Origin of the sequence: Aquimarina sp. AD1 (assembly GCF_003443695.1) — a bacterium.
GTDB lineage: Bacteria > Bacteroidota > Bacteroidia > Flavobacteriales > Flavobacteriaceae > Aquimarina > Aquimarina latercula.
The window spans coordinates 2,818,782-2,844,174 of the sequence record NZ_CP031966.1 but is presented as its reverse complement, the minus strand read 5'-3'; the positions used below and the strand labels follow the sequence as shown (position 1 = coordinate 2,844,174).

Below are 25,393 nucleotides of genomic sequence, written 5' to 3'. Positions count from 1 at the left end.
GGGTTACGCCTTTATTGTTATCTTTGATAATTTACTAGAATCTAATACGATATTTTTTTTAAGTATTTGATTTACTTTTGTTTCATTGTAAAATGAGAATACACATTGATTAGAATATTTATTACTTCCCTGTTTTACAGGACTATCTTCTGTAAATAAAAACTCTTCTAATAAAAATTCTTCTCTGTTTTTTATAGTATTTAACCACATAAGGGTAGATTCTTTATTTTCAAAATTGATCAGTAACGTATTATCTTTATCGATAAGCTGTACATACTTTGGTATTAGTAGTTTTTTTCTCCATTTTGTTACCTTAATGTGGTAATTTTTTTTGATTTTTATATCATCCAAAAACGGAACAATGTCTTTTCTTGATATGCGCCAACGCGCTTTTGAGAAGATAAAATTTTTGTATTCTACTCTAGGTAAAAATTTGCTTTTTTCAAATATTTCGCCCCAATCAAAAGCAATGCCTCCTCGCATATTCTGTTTTTGCATGTCACATAAAAAATGGTAAATAGGTAAAGAATTTTGTCTACTATAATTGTGGGCATTGGTCAGTCTTGGAAGAACAGTTTTATTATGTTTCTTGGAACGTAAAACCAAAGTGTTATTTTTAATTGAGAGCATAAGATCTTGTATAGGAAGTTGTTGCTCAATAGGAAGGCTAGATTTTCCTAAATAAGGAATTTCATATTTTCGTATTACAGCCCTACGAATTACGTTTCCAGTACGAGATTCTGGTAAGTGAATTATTTCGGCAATAAGTTTGTCAGGATGCATTTGCTCCTCAATAGTTGAGATATGTTGAACATGTTCGAAAATTGTTTGATTTCCGATTGAGAAACGACCAAGAAGAGTCGCTGCAGATGCTCCCCCTATGCTAGATAATGCTATTTTTTCTTGATTGTCTAATGTGAAAACTTCTGTCATTGTAGACATGGAATCAGGAAGATCTTCCCAGTTGATATCTAAGTTTTTAAAATCCTTATCGAATAATTGTATTGTATATAGGTTCTCAGAACTAGCTTGTTGTAATTTGTTATTTAGAATATCTTTTACTGGATTCCACTGTAAATTTTGTTTTAAGTTGCGTTTATGAGGAACCTGTAAGTCATTTAAAAAAGGAGTAGAATCTACTGCTTGTGTATCTTGGCGATATCCAATACCAATTTCTGTATCCAATACTGTAGATAATGGAATTTCACGTGTCTCATATCTTTTCTTAAATGCATCTTTAAATTGTTGTAAAGTGCTGTTTTGGGCAGGTAAACTCATCTTGTTTAAAATTACCATTGCCCTTTTTATTTGATAGCCAAAACGAATATCTAGTTGATTTTTAATTGCTTCAGTGTATAAATCTGCTTGGAATAGGTACTTTAAATCGAAAGGTGTATTTGTTTTTTTTACATATTCACTTAGATTCAAATAAACTTGAGTTTTATTTCCTATTTTTTGATCTATTTGATTTAAATATTTTTGGTAATGATTAATTTGATCGATTATCGATTCGGTATTCTTAATTTTCTTTAATTTTTTTGATAACTGAATCAAAAAATCTTGTCCTGTTACGGAGGGTTCTATTTCACTTACTATAATTTGATTTTGAATTAAGAGTTCAATAAATTCTTCAGCATCTTGAATTGATATGTGATCATTTATTAATAAAGAAGTAAGTTCTTCGATTTTTTTTCCTGACTTAGCATGTTCAAGAATATTTTCCAAATATGGTGTGTGTGTTACTGCTTCTAAAGAATGTTCTCTTCTATTTTTATTATTATAAATGTATTCTACATATCTATATTGTTCTCCTATTCTATATATACTATTATTTGGAAACCAAAGAAGTTGTTTTTGGATATAATCAATCCTAGATAGCTTTTGCGAAAAAGCAACTAGAAAATTCATGTCAAAACGGGTTTGTCTATGATGTTTATGGTTAGGTTTCAGTTCAATAGCAGTTGATTGACTGAACTCCCCTATACTACATCCAGCAAATAATCCAAAAGGAGTGCACCTAGATGACATCCGAGATAGATATTTAAGTAAAGAAAATTTTAATCTGTCTACTTTTTTTGGATCGATTATCTCTCCTTCATACCATTTGTTAATAGTAATAAAAAGCTCAGGAGATCCTAAAAATATAGCCTCTTTAACAATGTCATTTGTCCAAACTTTTTTAAAGATTTCTATTGAAATCTCTTCGTTTTTTGTCAAATCAAAATAAAAATCTAAAGGTAAGAGGGGTACTCTTAAACAAAATTTATCGAAGAAAGTATACGGGTTTTTTGGTTTCAAGCTAAATATTGTATGATAAAATTATATTGTGTAATATAGTAACAAATATAATTTTTTCTTTTCATCCTCCTCTGGTATTACTGCTTTTCAGTTGTAAGATGGATAATCTTTAACATATGATTAAGAAAAGAAGTTTAAATTTCTATGTATCCCCAGTTTTTATAACTCAATTCTTGTAGCTTATTTCTATAAATATTGCGATTTACTAATGAATAATATTGGAATAATCGAGTAATTAAAGGAACAAATTCACTGTATTCTTAGAGAACAAGTATGTAAAGTGATTTTTAAGTGTGAAATTCACTTTGATTTACTGTAAATAATTGATAGTTAATGTTTTTTAAAAATAAAAATTATTCGTGATTCCGCGAATTAGGGCCAGTTATTCCTGAAAACGGACTCTAATGACTTGTTTTGAGGTTGTGTTTTACTTTATGTTTGTATCAAATATTAGCGAAAGCTTTTCATAATAATCTTAGGGATATTTAGGAAAGCAGAAACTAAACCTTCAATACATAAATTTTTACAGAATATACTGGATGTGAGTCAAGGAAGCGAAGCTATGGGCTTTTTTTAAAACCTTCTTTTTATTCTTATAAATAATAGATTACACACAAACATTTTTTCATCCTTATTAAAACATTAATCATGGGTAAGCTTCTTAAAACAGGTTGGTACGTACTTTATGTAAGATCACGTTACGAAAGAAAAGTTGATGAATTACTAAAAGAAAATGGATTAGAATCCTTTCTTCCTATAGTAACAACTATAAGAAAATGGAGTGATCGCCAAAAGAAATTGGAAATCCCATTATTTTCTTCATATGTATTTGTGAACATAAAAACATCTATGGATTTCCATAAAACATTATCTGTTGAAGGTGCTTGTTCTTTTATTCGTTTTGGATCCGAGTATGGAATAGTCAAAGATGAGGAGATAAACAAAATAAAGTTCTTAGTGGATGCTGATAGTGTTAAAGATATAAAAGTCGATAATGAGTCATATGAAGAAGGTGAAGTGATGCTTATTCAATATGGTTCTTTAGCGGGTATTGAATGCGAAGTAATTAACATCAATAATGAAAATAAGATTATAGTACGGTTAGATTCCATAAATCAGGGAATTACAGCTACGGTGCCTTCAAACTATTTATCAAAAATATCAAAAGCAGTCTGATGAAAAATACACTTTCTAATATACAGAAAAACGTTTGGTTAGACCAAATGATGACTCCTGAATCTCCTAAGTATAATATAGGAGGGTATGTAGTAATTCAAGGGGAGATTGATTTCGAGCTATTCAATAAAGCATTTAGCATATTAGTTAAAGAAAATGATGTGTTTTCTTTTATTTTTAAGGAAGATCAAGGAATACCGATGTACGATGTTCAGGCACATGATCATTCCGAGTTTTTAAAATGCTTTAAGGAGTCAAGTAAGGAGAAAGCAATAAAAAAGATAGAAAGGGATTTTTCTGAAGCATTTCTATTTGAAGAAGAAAAACCGCTTTATAAAATGTGGTTAATAAATGTTTCGTCAGATTGTACAATTTGGTATTCAAAATTGCACCATATCATCTCAGATGGATTTTCTTTTCAATTGTTATTTAATGAGGTCAATAGAATTTATGAGCAATTGTTACTCGAAGATGGTTATACATATGCAGATATAGAAAGTCATACCACGCTGTATGAGAATTATATTCTTTCTGAAAATGCATATAGAATGTCTGATAATTTTATTGAAGATAAGAAATTCTGGATGAATAGATATCGGGAACTTCCTTCATTGATTTATAAAGAAGGTAGCAGAGGAGAGGGTCATTATCACCTGGAAACTGAATTATCGGATATAGAAAATCAAAAATTATGGGAAATAACAAAACAAGAAAAGTTAAGTATTTTTCATGTACTTCTAGCAGTTTGTTCTTTAGTACTATCAAAATATTATCGAAAGAGTGAGGTTAGCTTAGGAATGCCGATTCTAAATAGAAAGAATGCTACACAAAAGAAAACTTTTGGTCCTTTTATAAGTGTTTTGCCATTGCAGTTAGCTTTAAATACGGAGAAGGATCTTTTAAGTTTTATTCAGAGTATCAAAAAGGAATTATTTTCATGTTACAGGCATCAAGGATTTCAACAGGCAGATATTATAAAAGAATTACCAAATGATATTAATCATTTATACGATGTAAGATTGTCATACGAAAGACTTCAGTATAATAGTGATTTTGCAGGAAATATATCTACAATTCATCCTATTGCTAATGATAGTGAAGATGACCCAATTTCGATACACATTTTCGAGCATGCAGGAGGAATATTGAAATTTAGATTTGATATTAACGAAAAATACGTACCTAGATCGGAAGCAAACGAATTGATACGTTCATTTAAGAATGTATTGGTGCATTTAGGAGAATATATAAATGAACCTGTTTCAGAAATTAAAATAGCGGATCCAATACAACTATCTGAGGTAAATGAGATCTCTAGAGGAAGTATAGTTGAACGTGCTGATGAGACATTCTTAGATCTTTGGGCTACTATTTTTAGGGAACAAGGAGAAGATATCGCGGTAACGTTTGGAGCAAAAAACCTAAACTATGCCACGCTAAATACTCAAGCAACTATAATAGCAGGATACCTCCAAAATAAGGGGTTGAAGAAAGGGGATAGGATAGGAGTTATGTTATCTAGGTCCGAGAAAAGTATTGCTTGCATTTTAGCAATATTAAAAATGGGAGCGGTATACGTTCCAATAGATAATAGCTATCCAGATGAACGGAAAGAATATATCATGAATGATAGTGAAATAGCATTCGTTTTAGTGGATTCCTTTTCTAATGGAACTTTTCATGAAAAAGAATACAATATCGATGAGGTTTTAGAAGAAAAACAACCATCTAACGATTTTAAATCGGTCAAAATATCAAAAGAAGACCTTGCATATATTATATATACTTCAGGATCTACTGGTGTTCCGAAAGGAGTAATGATAAGTCATGAATCTTTGTATGATTATATAGCAACATTTGTAGCGTATTTTGAACTTGATTGTGAAGATAATGTGTTACAGCAAGCGTCACTTTCTTTTGATACTTCTATAGAGGAAATATTTCCTATACTTTCGGTTGGAGGTAATTTAATAATTGCAAATGACACCAAGGATTTTAATAAACTGATTAAAGAGTGCGAAGAATTTAATATTACTTTATTAAGCACAAATCCTTTTGTATTGCAGTTTTTAAATGAAAATGATGCGAATTATGAATTAAGTATAAAAACGTTGATTAGTGGTGGAGATGTTCTAAAACCGCATCACGTTAATAATTTGATAGAAAAGTACAATGTATATAATACATATGGACCTACAGAAAGCACGGTTTGTGCTACCTATCATAAAATTGAGAATGCTAATTCTTTAATGTCTATAGGAAAGCCAATTACCAATAGAAATGTATACATTTTAGATAATAAAAACCTGTTACCTAAAGGAGCAGTGGGAGAAATAGGACTTTCAGGTTTAGGGTTAGCTATAGCTTATTTAAATCAAGAAGATTTAACGGAAAAAGCATTTGTTAATATTCAGGGAGAGCGAATTTATAAAACTGGGGATTTAGGAAAATGGGATGAGAACGATAATTTGATTTTTTATGGCAGAAAAGATAATCAATTAAGTTATCGAGGATATCGCATTGAAACCGAAGAAATTGAACAAGCCATTCAGGCGGTTAATGTTTACGTTTTGGATAGTTACGTTTGTATAGATGAGATTAAAGGAATGCCGATTATGATAGCATATCTTGTAGCAAACCAATCTTTTGTAAACATTTCATCACTGGCAGTTGGGTTAAGAGAATTTTTACCTGAATATATGATTCCAACTCACTTTGTGGTTATAGATGCTATTCCATTATTAACGAATGGTAAAATAGATGTCAAGAAATTACCGAGTCCAAAGATCTCTGATATTACAGAAACAGTTCAGTTGCCTAGTACGGATGAAGAGAAGGAAATCGCTGCAATTTGGAAAGAATTACTAAAACTGGACGAGGTAGATGTGAATGTTAGCTTTTTTGAGTTAGGAGGTCATTCATTATTGGCCAATCAATTCATTAGTAGTTTAAGAGATAAAAAGGGTATTGAATTATCATTAAAGGACTTTTATAAATCTCCTACGATTAAGGAAATAGGAAGTCTAGTACCTTCTTTAGATAAAAAAGAAATCGAAAAAATAATAACTCCGTATCAAGAGTTATACCCATTATCATATGCTCAAGACAGATTGTGGTTTCTAAATCAATTAGATAACGAAGATAATTCATATCATGTATCCAGAGCAATAAAGCTAAATGGAGTAATAGATATTCCGATATTGGAAAAAACATTCACGAAGCTTATTGAAAAACATGAAATATTAAGAACAGTTTTTATTGATGTAGATGGAGAACCATATCAGAAAATTTTATCTCCATATATTTTCAGTATTCCGGTAGTGAATTATAAAACAACTGGACAAAAAAAGAAAGAAGAAATAATTCTTGATAGTCTAGAAAGAATAGAAAGCACTTCTTTTGAAATAGAAAAAGGGCCACTTTTTAGAGTAGAATTAGTGAGATTTTCCGAAGAAGAAAGTGTTCTTATATTTTGTGAACATCACTTGATTCTAGATGGATGGACTCAAGGTATCTTATTTAGAGATTTTGTAGATATCTACAATGAATTAAAAAAGAATCCTGATTTTGATATTAAGCAACCTGAAATAGCATTTAAAGACTATGCTTATTGGGAAAAAGAAAGCCTTAATGAAGAGGTTATCAATGAGCAATTAGATTTTTGGGAACATAAATTTGATGGTTTTTCTAATGATCTGGTACTTCCTTTGGATAAGAATAGGTCGCTATCTTCAACAAATAAAGGGAGTACAATAGAGCATATATGTTCTTTAGAGTTTTCTGAACAATTAAGGCAATTTTCTGAAGAACAAAAAGTGTCTTTGTTTATAACAATGATCACAGCTTTTAAAATAGTATTGAGTAAGTTTAGTAATCATAATGATATTTGTGTTGGAACAGCAGTTTCTAATCGACATCATAAAGAATTTGAGGAAGTTTTAGGGATGATTGTTAATACCATTCCATTAAGAACTATTTTGGATACAAATCAGTCTTTAGTCGAGGTGCTTAATGAAGTAAAAGAAACCTGCCTAAACGCTTATTCCTATGAGAGTACACCTTTTTCGAAAATAGTAGAACGGCTAAATCCAAAGAGAAATTTAAGTCAGCATCCTTTATTTCAGCACATGTTTAGTTTTGTGAATGTGCCTATTAAAAACATGTCGTTATTAGACGCCGAAATTGAAATAGTAAAAGGACATAATGAGTTTTCTAAATTCGACATTAGTGTTGTTGTAAATACCGTTTATGAGCAAGCAGAATCTTTTAATACTAATTTGGATAGAAGAATTTCTATAGAATGGGAATATAATTCTGATATTTTTGAGGCTGTTACCATGGAAAGAATGTTGTCCATGTATCTAAATATTCTTGACAAGTTGGTAACAAAACCTAGCCAGTCGTTGCGCACTTTGGATTACATTTCTATCCCAGAAAAAGATCTTCTTTTGAATAGTTTTAATACTACAAAAACTGAATTCATAGAGGAGGAAAGTATAGTAAATTTATTTATAGCTCAGGTAGAGAAAACACCAGATGAGGTAGCGGTTGTTTTTAATGATAATGAGCTTACTTATAAAGAATTGGATACGAAGTCTAACCAGCTCGCTCATTATTTGTTAAGTCATTATGATTTGGAGGTGGAAGATTTAGTGGCAATAAAACTGCAACGAAGCGAATGGTTAGTAATATCGATATTAGCAGTTCTTAAAGCTGGAGCGGCTTATGTACCTATTGATCCTGAATATCCACAACAACGAATAACGTATATAGAACAAGATTCTAATTGTAAAATAACAATAGATGAACAGTTACTGCAGACTTTTGAAGAAAAAGTATCGTTTTCTAAATTATTACCGAAAGTAGATATTAAACCTAATAATCTAGCATATGTAATTTATACATCTGGCTCTACGGGTAAACCAAAAGGAGTGATGGTAGAACACGGTAGTTTGGGGAACTATATTCTTAATCAAACAAAGAAGTTTGGTTTTGATAGTACTGAACGTGTACTTCAGTTTTCTAATCCATCTTTTGATGCTTCAGTAGAGCAGTTATTTTTAACATTATTAAATGGAGCAGCGCTAGTAATCGTTTCTAAAGAGGATATCAGAGATCCTTTTTTATTAACTAAAGTATTGAAAAAGTATGCAATCACGCATCTACATGCTACACCAAGTTATTTGCATCAAATGCTAGATCTTAATTCCTGTACAGCATTAAGAAGAATTGTTTCAGGAGGAGAATTTTGTTCTAAAGATTTAGCAGAAAAGATGAATAACATCTCAGATTTTTACAATAAATATGGGCCTACAGAAGCAACAATTAGCGCTACATTATGTAAAGTCACCCAAAAGCATCTTGAGAATGGAGTTATACCAATTGGTACTCCTATAGATAATGCGCAAGTATATATTTTATCGGATAGTCTGGAGTTACAACCAATAGGAGTTATAGGAGAGATATGTATTTCAGGAAAAGGATTATCCAGAGGATATTTAAATCGTGCGGAATTGACTGCAGAGAGGTTTGTAAATCATCCTTTTATACCCAAAACGAAGTTATATAAAACAGGTGATTTGGGACGATGGTTAGCGGATGGAACACTAGAGTTTATTGGCAGAAAAGATAACCAAGTTAAAATAAGAGGGTATCGAATAGAACTAGGTGAGATAGAGAATACTATTTTATCAAGAATTGATGCAGAACATGTAGTTGTTCTAGCAAAAGAGGTAGCAGAGAGCATTGTTTTAGTGGCCTATATAATGGCAGATGAGGATAAAATGGATAGAAAATGGTTAAGGACAAGCCTCCATAAAGTACTTCCTGATTATATGATTCCTAGCTATTATGTTGTATTAGATGAATTTCCACTGACTTCTAATGGAAAGATCAATACAAAAGCATTACCCGAGGTAGCAGGAGAAGATATTATTAGAAATGAATATAAAGCACCCAGTAATGCGTTGGAGAGACAATTAGTTTTGATATGGCAAGAAATATTAGATGTAAAAACAATTGGAGTCACTGATAATTTCTTTGAGCTAGGGGGGCATAGTCTAAAAGCTACTATTCTTATAAACAAGATTAAAAAAACCTTAGGATTATCTCTATCCGTGCGAGATTTGTTCTTGAGCCCTACAATTGAGGGGATTACATCACAAATAAAAGAAAGTACATATATTAATATCCCAAAGGTACAAGAGCAAGAAAACTATGTGTTGACTCCATCCCAACGCAGGTTATGGGTGTTGAGTCAATATAAAGAAGGTAGTATTGCATATAATATTCCTAGTGTTTTAAAACTAGAAGGAGTCTTAGATTTAGCACAACTAAAAAAAGCTTTTCAGGCAGTTATTGAACGTCATGAAAGTTTACGTACAGTTTTTAAAGGAGATGATCTAGAAGAAGTACGTCAATATATTTTGCCAAAAGGAGCTATCAGTATAGATATTGATTTATATGATGTCAGCGAGGTTTCGGATGCATCTTCTGAGTTATCTACTATTATAGAGAATAATTATGAATATCATTTTAATTTAGAGACAGGCCCATTATTAAAACTAGGGTTGATCAAAGTGTCTACTAATGAACATCTACTATTGTTTAATATGCATCATATTATAAGTGATGGTTGGTCCATGGAGGTATTAAGTAAAGAATTGATGTTAATCTATGATAGCTTGATACATGATAGAGACATTAACTTACCGGAATTACCAATTCAATATAAAGATTATTCAGATTGGTTGTGCAGTGAAGAACAGGAGAAAGAATTAGAAGCTTCTAGAGATTATTGGTTAGAAAATTTTAAAGGAGAAGTACCAGTATTAGAGCTTCCAACGTATAAACCGCGTCCTAAGATAAAAACGTATAATGGAGATAGTTTTGATTATAGTTTTTCGGAAGGAACAAGTCAAGATTTACAAAATTTTTCAGAGGGTCAAGGCGTAAGTTTATTTATGACATTAATGTCGGGGATTAATGGTTTGTTTTCCAGATATACAGGGGGTGATGATTTTATAATTGGTACGCCAATAGCAGGTAGAGAACATTCCGAATTAGAGCATCAAATAGGATTGTATCTAAATACGTTGGCAATTAGAACAAGTTTTGATTCTACAATTAGTTTTAAGAATTTAATTGCTGTACAAAAACGCACCTTGTTAGATGCTTATTCTCACCAAAAATATTCCTTAGATCGCCTTGTAGATGAGTTGGATTTACATCGAGATACTAGTCGATCTTCACTATTTGATGTGGTGGTAGTATTACAAAATCAACAAGATATATTATCATCAAAATCTGTCGGTATAGAAGGGTTAGATGTAACTCCTTATAAAGATCAATACAGAAAATCTAGTCAGTTTGATCTAAGTTTTATTTTTTCTGAACAAGCGGGGCAAGTATCATTGCACTTAGAATATAATACGGACATTTATGAGTTAGATTTTATAGAAAATTTATGTATTCATTTAGAATCGCTTTTAGTCCAAAGTATACAGCATCCTGATCAAAATATATCAGAATTATCATTTCTTAGAGCATCAGAAAAACAACAGTTGTTAGAAGGGTTTAATGCTACAAAAACTGTTTATCCAAAAGCAGCAAGTATAGTTGATTTGTTTGTAATACAAGTGATTAAGACACCAAGAGCTACAGCATTAGTTCATAAGAATAAAAAATATACATATCAGGAATTAGATGAATTATCGAATCAATTAGCTCACTATATTTTAGATAATTATAATGTATCTGTAGAAGATTTAGTGGCTGTAAAGCTAGAAAGAACAGAATGGTTAGTAATTTCTTTACTAGCCGTATTGAAAACAGGATGCGCATATGTTCCAATTGATACTACGTATCCAGAACAACGTATTGATTATATAGAAAAAGATAGTGAGTGTATAGTTACTATAGATGAAAATCTACTACTAGAATTTAATCAACAAGAAGATATAGTAAAAACGCTTCCTAAGATAGATATAAAACCTTCGAATTTAGCATATGTAATTTATACCTCTGGATCAACAGGTAAGCCAAAAGGAGTGATGATTGAGCATAAAAGTTTATTGAATTTATGTTCTTGGCATATTTCTGAATATAATCTAGAAGCATCCAGTAGAGGTAGTTTATATGCAGGTATCGGATTTGATGCTTCTGTATGGGAAATATATCCTTATTTAATTTCGGGAGGTAGTTTATATCCTATTTCTGATCAAGAAGTTCGTTATGATGTTAACTTATTGATAGAGTTTCTAAGAAATCATAAAATAACACATACGTATTTACCAACGAAGATTTGTGAAGAGTTGGTTAATCGTAATATTGAATTGGGTAACACTAAAATACTAACAGGAGGAGAGGCTCTTAAGCTACCGGAAAATAGTAATAGTCTTAGGATTTACAATAACTATGGTCCTTCTGAAAACACGGTGGTTACTACTAGTTTTGACCTTAATGATCGAATAGGAGAAAATATACCTATTGGCCGTCCAATAGCTAATACTCAGGTTTATATTCTATCAGAAAATCTAGAGTTACAACCTATTTCGGTTGTTGGAGAAATTTGTATCTCAGGGGATGGGTTATCTCGAGGGTATTTAAACCGTCCAGAACTAACAGAAGAGATGTTTGTAACACATCCTTTTGATAAAGAAAGGCGCTTATATAGAACAGGGGATTTGGGTAGATGGTTGCCAGACGGTACGGTTGAGTTTTTAGGAAGAAAAGATGATCAGATAAAAATAAGAGGATATCGTATTGAATTAGGTGAAATAGAAAATGTTATTTTATCGCAAACTAAAATGAAACAAGTGGTTGTCTTAGCCAAAGAAATTGCAGGAGATACCATATTGGCCGCTTATTATGTTAATGAAGAAGAAGTTGATAAACAAGAATTAAGAACTGCAATAGGTAAAGAATTACCGGAATATATGATACCTAGTTATTTTGTTTCATTGAAGGAACTTCCATTAACTTCTAATGGTAAAATTGATAAAAAAGCATTACCAGAAGTAGCTGAAGAGTATATTGTTAGAAATGAATTTGTAGCGGCTAAAACAGAAGATGAAAAACAACTAGTTTCTATATGGCAAGAAGTCTTAGATATAGAAAAGATTGGAGTTACTGATAATTTCTTTGAACTAGGAGGGCATAGTCTAAAAGCAACTATTCTTATAAACAAGATAAAAAAAGGCTTGGGGTTAGAGGTGTCAATCAAGGACCTATTTCTTCATCCAACCATTGTAGGGATGTTATCCAATGCAATTGAAAACAAGTATGATGCTATCCCATTAGTTGAAAATAAAGACGATTATGCATTAACTTCTTCTCAACGGCGTTTATGGGTTTTGAGTCAGTTTAAGGAAGGAAATATTGCCTATAATATTTCTGGGGTTACAGAGATAAAGGGAATATTAGATGTAGATCAACTTACCAAAGCTTTTCTACATCTTATTTCCAGACATGAAAGTTTACGTACCGTTTTTAAGAGGAATGATAATGAAGAGGTTCGTCAAAATATTATGGATATTAATACGATTGATTTTAGTATTGATACGTTTGATCTTTGTACCTATAAAAACCAGGATTTGTCAATAAAAACTATTATTGATAAAAATCACCAACATCAGTTTGATTTAGAAAAAGGACTTTTGGTAAAACTAGAAGTAATTAAGATTTCTTTAGATAGACATTTATTATTATTCAATATGCATCATATTATAAGTGATGGTTGGTCTATGGAAATCTTACAAAAAGAATTGATGCTAACCTATAATAGTTTAGTTCATAATACGGATATTCAATTATCAGAATTATCTATTCAATATAAGGATTATGCGGCTTGGTTATCATCAGCAGAGCAACAAAATAAATTAAATACCTCTAAAGAATATTGGTTAGAGCAGTTTAAAGGAGAATTACCGGTAATGGAATTACCAACCAACAAAAAGAGGCCAAAAATAAAAACCTATAACGGAGATAGTATCATACACAATCTTTCTAAAGATATTAGTGAACAATTACAGTTGTTTTCAGAACAAAATGAAGTAAGTTTATTCATGGTGTTGATGGCAGGTATTAATGGATTGCTATCCCGATATACAAATAGTAATGATATCATTTTAGGAACACCAGTTGCCGGAAGAGATCATTTAGAGCTAGAAAATCAAATAGGGTTATATCTTAATACCCTACCAATCCGAACACAATTTGATAACACTATTTGTTTTAATGATTTGGTAAACCTTCAGAAAGGGGTTTTATTAGATGCTTATTCTCATCAGCAGTATCCGTTAGATGTTTTAGTAGATGATTTGGATGTACAACGGGATACAAGTCGTTCTGCATTATTCGATATCTTAGTAATATTGCAGAATCAGCAAGATTTATTTTCTTCGGAATCCTTAAAAGTTGATGGACTAGAAATAAGACCTTATTTAGAGCATCGTAGAAATGTGAGTCAGTTTGATATGAGTTTTATTTTTTCAGAAAAAGAAGGGCAATTGTCGTTACAACTGGAATATAACACAGATGTTTATGACGCTAATTTTGTAGAAAATTTGATTTTTCATTTAGATAATTTTATAACGAACTGTATTTATAATTCCAATAAACCAATTTCCAAAATCAATTATGTAAGTGATGCAGAACAGCAAAAGTTATTATATCATTTTAATGCAACTACAGTAGAGACCGTAAAGGATAGGACTATTGTTGATTTATTTACGGAACAGGCGCTAAAGACTCCGGACGATATTGCTATAGTTAGTGAAGATCAAGAGCTCACGTATGAGGATGTGGATGAATTGTCAAATCAACTAGCTAATTTCTTAATATCCAAATATGATATTAAAGAGGAGGATTTGATAGGTGTGAAACTACATAGAGACGAGTGGTTAGTAGTATCATTACTTGCTGTCTTAAAAACTGGCGGAGCATATGTTCCTATAGATCCGGAATATCCGCAACAAAGAATAGACTATATAGAGAACGATAGTAAATGTAGAGTAACTGTTGATAAGGAATTGATTGCATTATTTGGAGAAGAAGATATTATTTCCAAAAAACTTCCTAAGATAAATATAAAACCTGCAAATTTAGCGTATGTAATCTATACGTCTGGTTCTACAGGTGCTCCAAAAGGAGTTATGCTCACTCATAATAATGCGGTGACGATGTTGAATTGGTCAAAGAGAGAATTTGAAACTACTGGATTTGATATGATGTATGCAGTAACCTCTCATTGTTTTGATTTATCTGTTTATGAAATATTTTATCCGTTAAGTATTGGTAAAAAGATTCGAATTTTATCTAACGGCTTAGAAATTGAGAAACATTTAGATAAAGATAAAAATGTGTTGATTAATACCGTGCCTTCAGTTTTGCAAACTTTGTTGGATACCGAAGCTTCCTTCTCTAATGTTGTAGGTATTAATTTGGCAGGAGAACCATTCCCTGTATCATTTACCAATAAATTTTTATCCTCAGATATAGAAGTTCGCAATTTATACGGGCCATCAGAAGATACTACCTATAGTAGTTGTCAAAAAATTGAAAGGTACTATGAACGATCTACGCCGATTGGAGCTCCCATAGATAACACGCAGTTTTATATTTTATCTGATGATCTTACATTGCAACCGATAGGAGTAATTGGTGAATTGTGTATTTCTGGAGATGGATTGTCGAAAGGATATCTAAATAAACCTGAATTAACAAAAGAGAAGTTTATTGATCATCCTTTCATAAACGGGAAAAAATTATACAAAACAGGAGATTTAGGTAGATGGTTGTCGGATGGCACTATAGAATTTATAGGTCGTAAAGATGATCAAGTGAAAATTAGAGGATATCGAATTGAATTAGGTGAAATCGAAAATGTATTAGTACAACAAGAAGACATTCAGCAAGCACTAGTTGTCGTAAAAGAAATTCAGGGAGATAATGTTTTGGTATCTTATATAATTGGATCAACAGAGATAAATAAACAAGAACTAAAATCTAATTTGAGGACGTATTTGCCAGATTATATGATTCCTGATTATTTTCAAGTATTAGATGTGTTTCCATTAACCCCCAATGGTAAAATTGATAAGAAAGCCCTTCCAGAAGTACTAGGGAAAGATATATTTAGAAATGAATATGTTGCTCCTAGTACTGCAATAGAAAAGAAATTAGTAGTAATTTGGGAAGAGGTTTTAAAAGTGAATGGAGTTGGTGTTACCGATAACTTTTTTGAATTAGGAGGAAACAGTTTAAAAGCAACAGTTCTAATTAATAAGATTAATAAAAATTTCAACACATTATTTTCTATTCAGGACTTGTATGAGACTCAGGATATAGTTGGAGTGTCAACTAAATTAAAATTCATTGTTTTTCAGAATCAATTAGAATTAACTAATGCTGATAACCTTGAAGAGGTAACTATATAAATTTCCTTTTTTCTATAAAAATAGATAGAACCCTAGATTAGAATTTCAATCAAAGGATTTACCCTTATTCTATATTCATTCATAAAAATGCATAAAATCTATAGGTAATTGATCATCAAACGATGATGATACCTTGTTGGAATTTGTAATTACATTCCAGATTAACTTGAAAACCAAATATTGTGATAGATAATTTAATAAATACATTAGAGTCATTAAATGTTGGCCTTAAAGTAGACAACGGAAATATTAAAATTAATGCGCCCAAAGGTACATTGTCTGCGGAAATTATTGAGGATATTAAAGCTCATAAAGATCAGTTAATCAAACTGCTTTCTTCATCTGAAGCTATACCTGTATCAGAAAAGAAAGAGTTTTATGAATTAACTTCTTCTCAGAGACGTCTATGGGCTTTGAGTCAACTGGAAGATGGTAATATCGCCTATAATATTTTTGATGCTTTTAAATTTTCAGGAATAGTAGATATTGATAAATTATCTGTTGCATTTTTAAAGCTAATAGAACGTCATGAAAGCTTGCGAACGATTTTTAAAGAAGACGTGAATGGAGAATTAGGACAATATATAATTCCTGTAGAACAATATTTAGGTCGGTTAAAATTTTTAGATGTAAGCAATACTGGTTCCGAAGAGCTTCTAAAAAAACACTCAAAAACAGTTAAAGAACACGTTTTTAATCTAGAGAAAGGACCATTGTTTATCGGAGAGGTGGTTAAGATATCTGATCAAGAACATATCTTAATGCTCAATATGCATCACATTATTGGTGATGGATGGTCAATGGGAGTGTTAAGTAGAGAGTTTATATCGATTTATAACAGCTTAGTTTCAGGGAAAACAATAACGTTACAACCACTGTCTATTCAATATAAGGATTATGCAGAATGGGAAAATAGCACTTCTAAACAGTTAGAATTGGAAAGATCTAAATCTTTTTGGTTAGATAAGTTTAAAGGAGATTTACCCATTTTAGAACTTCCAACTAGCAAAATAAGACCTAAGATAAAAACCTATAATGGTTCTGATATTACCTATTCATTTTCTAAGGAAACCACATCTCGGTTAAACCAATATGCACAGCAAAATGAAGTAACCTTATTTATGGTGTTAATGGCTGGAGTTAATGGATTGTTTTCCAGATATACCAACACTGGAGATATCATTTTAGGGACACCAGTCGCAGGAAGGGAACATGCTGATTTGGAAAATCAGGTAGGGTTGTATTTAAATACGTTGGCAATTCGGACAGAGTTTGAACGTACATCTAGTTTTAAAGATTTAGTATCCATACAGAAAAATACTTTATTAGATGCGTATTCACATCAAGAGTATCCTTTTGATAATTTGCTTGACGATTTGACAATTACAAGGGATATTAGTCGTTCGGCTCTGTTTGATGTTATGGTGGTATTACAAAACCAACAAGAATTATTTGCATCAGATAATTTACATTTAAACGGTATTGAGATATCGCCTTATCGAAATACGCAGGCCTCATTTAGCAAATTTGATATCAGTTTTATTTTTTCGGAAAAAAAAGGTAGATTATCTGTAAACATAGAATATAACACAGATGTGTATGAGGTAGATTTTATACAGAGATTATGTGTTCATTTAGATAATTTCCTAACTGAGGGGATAAATAATCCGAATCAAGAAGTAGCCACACTCAATTACTTAGAAGCCTCAGAAGAAGCCCTATTGTTTTATGACTTTAATGATACCTCTTTTAATATTCCAGATACTTCTATTGTTGATTTATTTGTAACGCAGGCAGCAAAAACTCCAGAGTCTATTGCTGTTGTACATGAGAGTAAAGAATTTACGTATAGGGAGTTGGATGAGGTTTCTAATGAGTTGGCTCATTATTTACTAGATCAATATGATCTGAAAATCGAAGAGTTAGTGGGAGTTAAGTTGGATCGTAGTGAATGGTTAATAGTTTCATTATTAGCAGTATTAAAGGCAGGTGCAGCTTATGTGCCTATCGACCCTTCTTATCCTACACAGCGTATATCTTATATAGAAGAAGATAGTAAGTGTAAAGTTACTATTGATGAAAATTTATTAGAAGAGTTTAATAAGCAAGAAGAGATATTAAAAACGCTTCCGAATATAAGAATAAAACCATCAAATTTGGCCTATGTTATCTATACATCTGGGTCAACAGGTAAACCAAAAGGGGTGATGATTGAACATAGAAGTTTATCCAATTTGTGTTCTTGGCATATTTCCGAATATAATTTAGATGCATCAAGTAGAGGTAGTTTATACGCGGGTATCGGGTTTGATGCTTCTGTATGGGAGATTTACCCATATTTAGTGTCTGGCGGATCGTTATTTCCTATTTCTAATCAGGAGGTGCGATATGATATAAATTTATTAATAGAGTTTTTAAGAGATCATAAAATAACACATACATATTTACCAACTAAAATTTGTGAAGAAATTGTAATTCAGGGATTTGTATTAGAGGATATCAAGATTTTAACTGGAGGAGAAGCTCTTAAATTACCAGAAAATAGTTATGATCTCAAGATTTATAATAATTATGGACCTTCAGAAAACACAGTAGTCACTACTAGTTTTGATCTTACAGATCGAAGCGGAGAAAGTATCCCTATTGGCCGTCCTATAGCGAACACTAAGATTTACATTCTATCAGAAAATTTAGAATTACAACCTATTGGTGTTGCAGGGGAAATTTGTATTTCTGGAAAAGGATTATCTAGAGGGTATTTAAATCGACCAGAATTAACCGAAGAAAAATTTATTGATAACCCTTTTATTAAAGAGACTCGATTATATAAAACAGGTGATTTAGGAAGTTGGTCGCCAGATGGTACAATAGAATTTATTGGTAGAATAGATAACCAAGTAAAGATAAGAGGTTACAGAATTGAACTTGGAGAAATTGAACAGGTATTGTTAGGGATAAGATCAGTACATCAAGCAGTAATTGTTGATTGTGAAGTCGAAAAAGAAAAGGTTTTAGTAGCTTATGTTGTTGGAAACGAAGATATAGATAAGCAGGCATTGCGTGTAGGATTAAGTAATGAATTGCCAGAATATATGGTGCCAAACTATTATGTTGAAATAGACGAACTTCCATTAACTTCTAATGGAAAGGTTGATAAAAAAGCACTGCCAGAAATAACAAATCAAGATCTTGTTAAAGAGGAATATGTAGCACCTGTCTCAGAAGAAGAAAAGGAATTAGTCCGTATTTGGCAAGAAGTATTAGGTATAGAAAATATAGGGGTTACAGATAATTTTTTTGGATTAGGAGGGCACAGTCTTAAAATGATGATATTGATTAATAAAATTAATCAAAAATTCAATATAGAAATTACCGCAGGAGAATTATATAGTAATATGACAATACTTCGATTAAGTAAACTACTTAAATCGAAAAAACCGATTGATTTTAATGAAATAACTCCTATTCAATCCCAAAAGGATGGATATATGATGTCCAATGAACAATTAAGAATGTGGTTAGCATCACGAACAGGTTCAGGGTCTAAGGCATATAATATTGAAACTGTTTACAAAATTGAAGGAAAGTTTGATGTAGAGATATTCAAAAAATCGGTTCAATATCTGTTGGATAGACACGAAGCACTTAGAACTTCTTTTGCAACAAATAAAAAAGGAGATGTGGTACAATATATCAGTGATTATATGGATGTTAATTCTGTTATAACTTATATTTCTCAAGATCAATTAATAACAGGAAGTGATATAGATGAATTCCTAAAATCATTTAGTCATTTTGTATTTGATTTAGATAAGTCACCACTTTTTAGAGTACTGCTAATTCAGAAAAACAAAGAAGAATATATATTGTCGTATATGATGCATCATATAATTGGTGATTTTAGTTCGGATGCAATTTTAAATAAAGAGTTAGCATATGTGTACGATCAGATTCATAATGGAAAAGATATTGAACTTCCTAAACTCCAAGTTCAATACAAAGACTATGTGAAATGGATCAAAAACCGAATAAATAATAATGAATTTAAAGCCCAAAGTGAGTTTTGGAAAGCACATCTTCAGAACGTTAAACAAGAAAAAAAATGGCATAAAGAAGTAGCTATTGATGATTTTCGAGGAGCCCACTTCACAGAGACCTTTGATAAAAAAATAATAGATAATATTGAAGAGTATTGTAAAAGTAATGATAGAGGTTTAATGAGTTTGATAGCTTCTGCATTGGGAGTTCTAATTCATAAGACTAGTGGACAGAAGGATATATTAATTAGTGTCCCGATAAGTTTAAGAAATCACCCTGATTTAATGAACCAAGTTGGATTATATCTTAATTTGATGCCCTATAATGTACATATTAATCCTTTTGATAAAATTGAAGAGTTATTACAAAAATCATCTGATAATCAAATAAATATGATTGATTCATCATTTTATCCTTTTGATGCTATTTTAGATGATTTTCAATCACTTAATGGATTCAATTTGGTGGATAGAATAGATGTTTGCTTGAATGTTATTAATCAAAATCAAGAATCAAGTAACGGAGGAGGTTTTGAAAAATTTAAATTTAAAGTTCAATCTCAAGAACTGAAAAAAAGCAAATTTCCAATCTGTTTTTATATATATCAAGAAGAGAATAAGATATCATACACTATAGAATATCAAACTGCTGTATTTGACCATAAAGAAGTGTCAATATTAGCTAAACGTTTTTGCAAATGCGTTGAGTTTTTATTGAAAAATTCAGAAAAAGAGATCAATACAATAAATCTTATAGATAAGAAAACAATTCCTGTTTTCGGAATTTAGTATAGATTTTTTCCTAATAACATTCCATATTCAAAAAACAAGAACCAGTTTTTAATAAAGTAGGTCTTGATAAATGTTTTTATAATTTTTGATGTAAAAAGTCAAAAATAAATATGAGGATGTTGTTTTATAAATTTTTTACATATCAAGTTCACAAAAATAGCATTTAATCTAAAAAGAATGAAAAATCTAAGTTCATATCATCAACAAAGGTTGTGGTTTATTGACCACTTTGAGAAAAATGACCTATACGTAGGAGGACCAATTTATCATAATATTCCTTTGTTTTTCAAGGTGAGTAAAAAAATTGAAAAGAAGTCAATAGAGGCGGCAATTCTTCAATTGACTAAAAACCATACTATACTAAGAACAGGGTTTTTAAAAGAGGGAGATCATATTTTTCAAAAAGTTTCTGAAATTGAAGATTTCCATAGTGGAACGATCTGTATTGAAGAGCAAGAAATAAAAAATAGAGAGGAAGAACTACGTCAAAAACCGTTTGATTTTGATTCAGAATATTTATTTAAGGTCTATTTTGATAGTAAAGAGGATAGTACAGATTTTTTGTTCATATTTCATCACGCAATTATAGATCGTAAAAGTTTAAAACTTGTAAAGAAAGAATTTTTAACAGCTATTGATGATACAGCTATTGGTCTTGATAAAAGTTTGCAATATTTAGATTTTTCTAATTGGCAAAATGGGTTAACTAATGACGATTTAGAATCACTTACTTTTTACTGGAAATCAAAATTAAAAGATTTACAGGTATTATACTTTCCTACAGATAAAGAACGAGAACAAGTTCATGTATATAGAGCTAACAAGAAAAAATTTACATTACGACGGGATCAAATAGATTCATTTTGTAGAAAATCAAATATTAGTCCACGTAGCTTATTTCTGGCAGCTTATAAAATGGCTCTTGTTAGATTAACGGGATTGTCAGATATTGTTATAGGAACATTGATGGATTTGCGTTCCGAAAGCACCAAAAATATAATAGGTCCTATAGAAAATTTGGTAGTGTTGCGAACTTTCTTACAGACTGATAAAGAGCTTAGAGAACTATGCAAGACTGTTGATCAGACGTTTATAGAATCAGAAGAATACAAGACTATGCCGTTTGATAGGTTGGTTCGTGAGATCAACCCTAAAAAGGATATGAGTCGTACGGCATTATTTGATATTTTATATGTCTATGATGATAATGATCTAAATAATAACGCTAACTCATATGATGTAAATGATACTAATCAAGGATGGGGTAAATATGATTTTAATTTATTAGTAAGTAAAAATAGAAAAGATTATGATTTCGTTTTGACATACAATGAGTTGTATTTTAATTCAGGTACCGTCGAGTCACTTTTGAATTTAATACAAAGGCTATTGTTTTCTTTAGTCAAAGAAGATGAAGTGAAACTAAAAGATATTCCATTACTATCTAAAGATGAAGAATTAAATCTTATACATAAAACCATCTCAGGTTTTGAAAAAGAAGATAGTACAATTGTAAATGGTTTTTCGCAAAAGGTTGAAAGGTGTAAAGATAAAACAGCATTGAGTTGGTCAGGAGGAAGCATGAGTTATTTGGATTTACATGTTCGTTCTAATCAAATGGCTAATATGCTTATAGATCACTTTGATGTGAAGGTACAAGATGCTATAGCCGTTGTTTTACCAAAATCAGAAGAACTTATAGTTGTATTACTTGCCGTTCTTAAATGTGGAGCTACATATGTTCCTATAAACCCAGATTATCCAGAAGAAAGAAAATCATTTATTCTTTCAGATACTTCTAGTAAATTAGTAATAGATGGAGATTTTTTAAACAAATTTTCTTCGACTATTAGAGATACAGATACCAATGCTCCTGAAGTAGATGTTACGCCTAGTGATTTAGCATATATTATATATACTTCAGGTACGACGGGACAGCCTAAAGGAGTTATGATAGAACATCGTAATGCAATGAGTTTATTTAAATCTTGTAATGAGAAATTTAATTTTTCTGCTGATGATTCTTGGACATTTTTCCATTCCTATTGTTTTGATTTTTCTGTTTGGGAGATCTTTGGATGTCTTCTAAGTGGAGGTAATCTTGTTGTAATTAATGATCAAGAAGCAAGAGACCCAGAATCTCTTGTTAGATTAATGAATGATAATAAGGTTACAATATTTAGTCAGACACCATCCGCATTTTATAATTTTATGGAGCATAAACTAGAGATTCCTTCTTTACGATATGTCATATTTGGAGGAGAATCATTGAATCCTTTAAAATTAAAAGAATGGAGTGAAAAGCATCCCGAAGTTAACTTAATAAACATGTATGGGATTACTGAAACTACTGTGCATGTTACCTTTAAGGAATTAACACAAGAATCATTGATGTTGCCAGTCAGTACTATTGGAAAACCTTTATCGTTTGCACAATGTTATATTTTAGATAAAGAACAGTATTTACTTCCATACGGTAGACCAGGAGAGTTATACGTTGCAGGAGAAGGAGTAGCACGTGGATACTTAAATAGAGAAGAATTAGATGCAGAAAAATTTATAAGAAATCCATTTGAAAAAAATGGAAAAATGTATCGTACTGGTGATTTAGTCCGTTTTCTTGATAATGGCGAAATGGAGTATTTAGGAAGGATAGATGATCAGGTAAAAATTAGAGGATATCGTATAGAATTAGATGAAATAAAAAAACAGCTCGATACACTAACGGAGATTACTCAAAGTGTTATAAAGTTAATTGAAATGCCCGATGGTGATAAAAGTATAGTGGCATATGTTTCAGTTTCCAGTAATCTATTGGTAAGCGATATAAAATCACATATTGCGAGTAAAGTACCTGAATATATGGTGCCAACTTTTATCGTAATTATGGAACAAATTCCTATGAATTCTAATGGTAAAATTGATAAATCAGGCTTACCATCTCCATTAGAGAATTTGTCAGAAAATCTCATAGAAAATATTGCACCTTCAAATCAAATAGAAAGTACATTGTTTGATATTTGGGTAGAATTACTGAACACTGATAATTTTGGAGTCCACCACAACTTTTTTGAACTTGGAGGACACAGTTTAAAAGCTACACGACTTATAGGAAACATTCATAAAACCTTTCAGGTAAAACTAGAACTAAAGCAATTATTTTCAAATCCAACTCTTAGGGAGCAAGCTAGACTTATAGAATCGTGTGATAAAAAAACTTTTTCTAGTATCAAAAAAGCAGCAATAGCAGATAGTTATCCTTTGTCCGATGCGCAAAGAAGATTGTTGATTTTGAGCCAAGTGGAGGAGAACTCTGTAGCTTATAATATGCCATCTTATATGGTTTTGAACGATGATCATGATATTGAAAACTTTAAAAAAGCTATAAAGGCAGTAATAAGTAGACATGAAATTCTCAGAACTGTCTTTAAAGAGGATGATTTAGGGGATTTTAGACAATATATTTTGTCTAAAGAAGAGTTAGATTTTCAAATAGATATTGTTGATTTTAGCCAAGAAATAAATAAAGATGAATGTGTAAAAATGTATACAAGAGAAGATTCATATAAACCATTTGATTTAGTGAATGGACCTCTTATCCGAGTAAGTGTACTAAAACTCTCGAATGATCAATATGTCTTTTATTATAACATGCATCATATTATTAGTGATGGTTGGTCAATAGAAGTCCTAGCAAAGGATGTCCTTGCATATTATGAATATTATAGAAACGGTAAAAAGCTTGAGTTACCAAAACTAAATATTCAATATAAAGATTATGCTATTTGGCAACAAAATCAGGTTAAAGGAGATAGTTTTCAGAATCATAGAAAATATTGGTTAAAGCAATTTAGTGGAGAGATTCCAAAATTAAATTTGAACATTGCTAAGAAACGTCCTCTTGTTAAAACAAATAATGGAGGAGTAATAAGCCACCAATTATCCATTGAAACTTCTGCTGGTTTATTAGAATTAGCTCAAAATACAGGTACTACGTTATATATGAATGTATTGAGTGTAGTTTATATGTTATTATATCGATATTCATATCAAAAGGATATCATAGTTGGTAGCCCATTAGCCGGAAGAGAAAATCCTGAATTGAAGGATCAAATAGGTTTCTATTTAAATACAATCGCATTAAGACAAGATCTAAATCATAAGGGCACTTATACTGATTTACTCGAAAATGTGAAAAATATAGTGTTAGAAGGGTTTGAACATCAAGAGTATCCATTTGATACTTTAATAGAAGATGTAGGACAAGCTAAGGATTTATCTAGAAGTCCTTTGTTTGACGTACTACTGGTTCTTAATGAAGAAGTAATAGAGCAAAAACAATTTACAACGGAAAAGAAAGAGTTAAAATCAAGTGAAGAATTAAACGTTCGTAGCAAGTTTGATATTACTTTTTATTTTACAGTTTCTGATTCAGAGATACGTTATGACCTAATATATAATAAAGATCTATTTGATGATTCAACAATCAATAAATTATCAATTGATTTTGTTTCTCTTTTTGAACAGATAGTGCAGGATTCTTCAAATCACATAGAAGATTATTGTAAAGGTATTTTAGACGACGTTGAAAATGACGAACAAGAAAGCTTTACTGAAGAATTGATTATGTCTATTGACGAAAATTTTTAGGTC

At 31.0% G+C, this 25,393-nt stretch carries 5 protein-coding genes; 4 read left to right on the top strand and 1 reads right to left on the bottom strand.

Annotation, left to right across the window (positions count from 1 at the left end; genetic code table 11):
• Nucleotides 1-3 precede the first annotated feature (3 nt).
• Nucleotides 4-2,217: a lantibiotic dehydratase family protein gene (locus D1815_RS12490; protein ID WP_162897363.1), complete on the bottom strand. Its 2,214-nt coding sequence runs from the start codon at nt 2,215-2,217 to the stop codon at nt 4-6.
• Between the two features lie 729 nt (nt 2,218-2,946).
• Here D1815_RS12490 and D1815_RS12485 point away from each other — a divergent pair.
• The 4 genes from D1815_RS12485 (at nt 2,947) to D1815_RS12470 (ending at nt 25,390) form a co-directional block, all read left to right on the top strand.
• Nucleotides 2,947-3,474 (top strand): UpxY family transcription antiterminator, encoded by a 528-nt coding sequence (locus tag D1815_RS12485; RefSeq protein WP_118387317.1) that lies wholly within the window; start codon nt 2,947-2,949, stop codon nt 3,472-3,474.
• A complete protein-coding gene (locus D1815_RS12480; RefSeq protein WP_118387315.1) occupies nt 3,474-15,911 on the top strand; it encodes a non-ribosomal peptide synthetase in 12,438 nt (4,145 codons plus the stop codon). The genes D1815_RS12485 and D1815_RS12480 overlap by 1 nt, the downstream gene beginning before the upstream one ends.
• A gap of 182 nt (nt 15,912-16,093) precedes the next feature.
• Nucleotides 16,094-20,737, top strand: coding sequence for a non-ribosomal peptide synthetase (locus D1815_RS12475; RefSeq protein WP_118387313.1), 4,644 nt, complete (start codon nt 16,094-16,096; stop codon nt 20,735-20,737).
• 180 nt (nt 20,738-20,917) lie between these two features.
• The gene (locus D1815_RS12470) at nt 20,918-25,390 is read left to right on the top strand and encodes a non-ribosomal peptide synthetase (RefSeq protein WP_118387311.1); all 4,473 of its coding nucleotides are present in this window, start codon (nt 20,918-20,920) and stop codon (nt 25,388-25,390) included.
• Nucleotides 25,391-25,393: the final 3 nt, after the last annotated feature.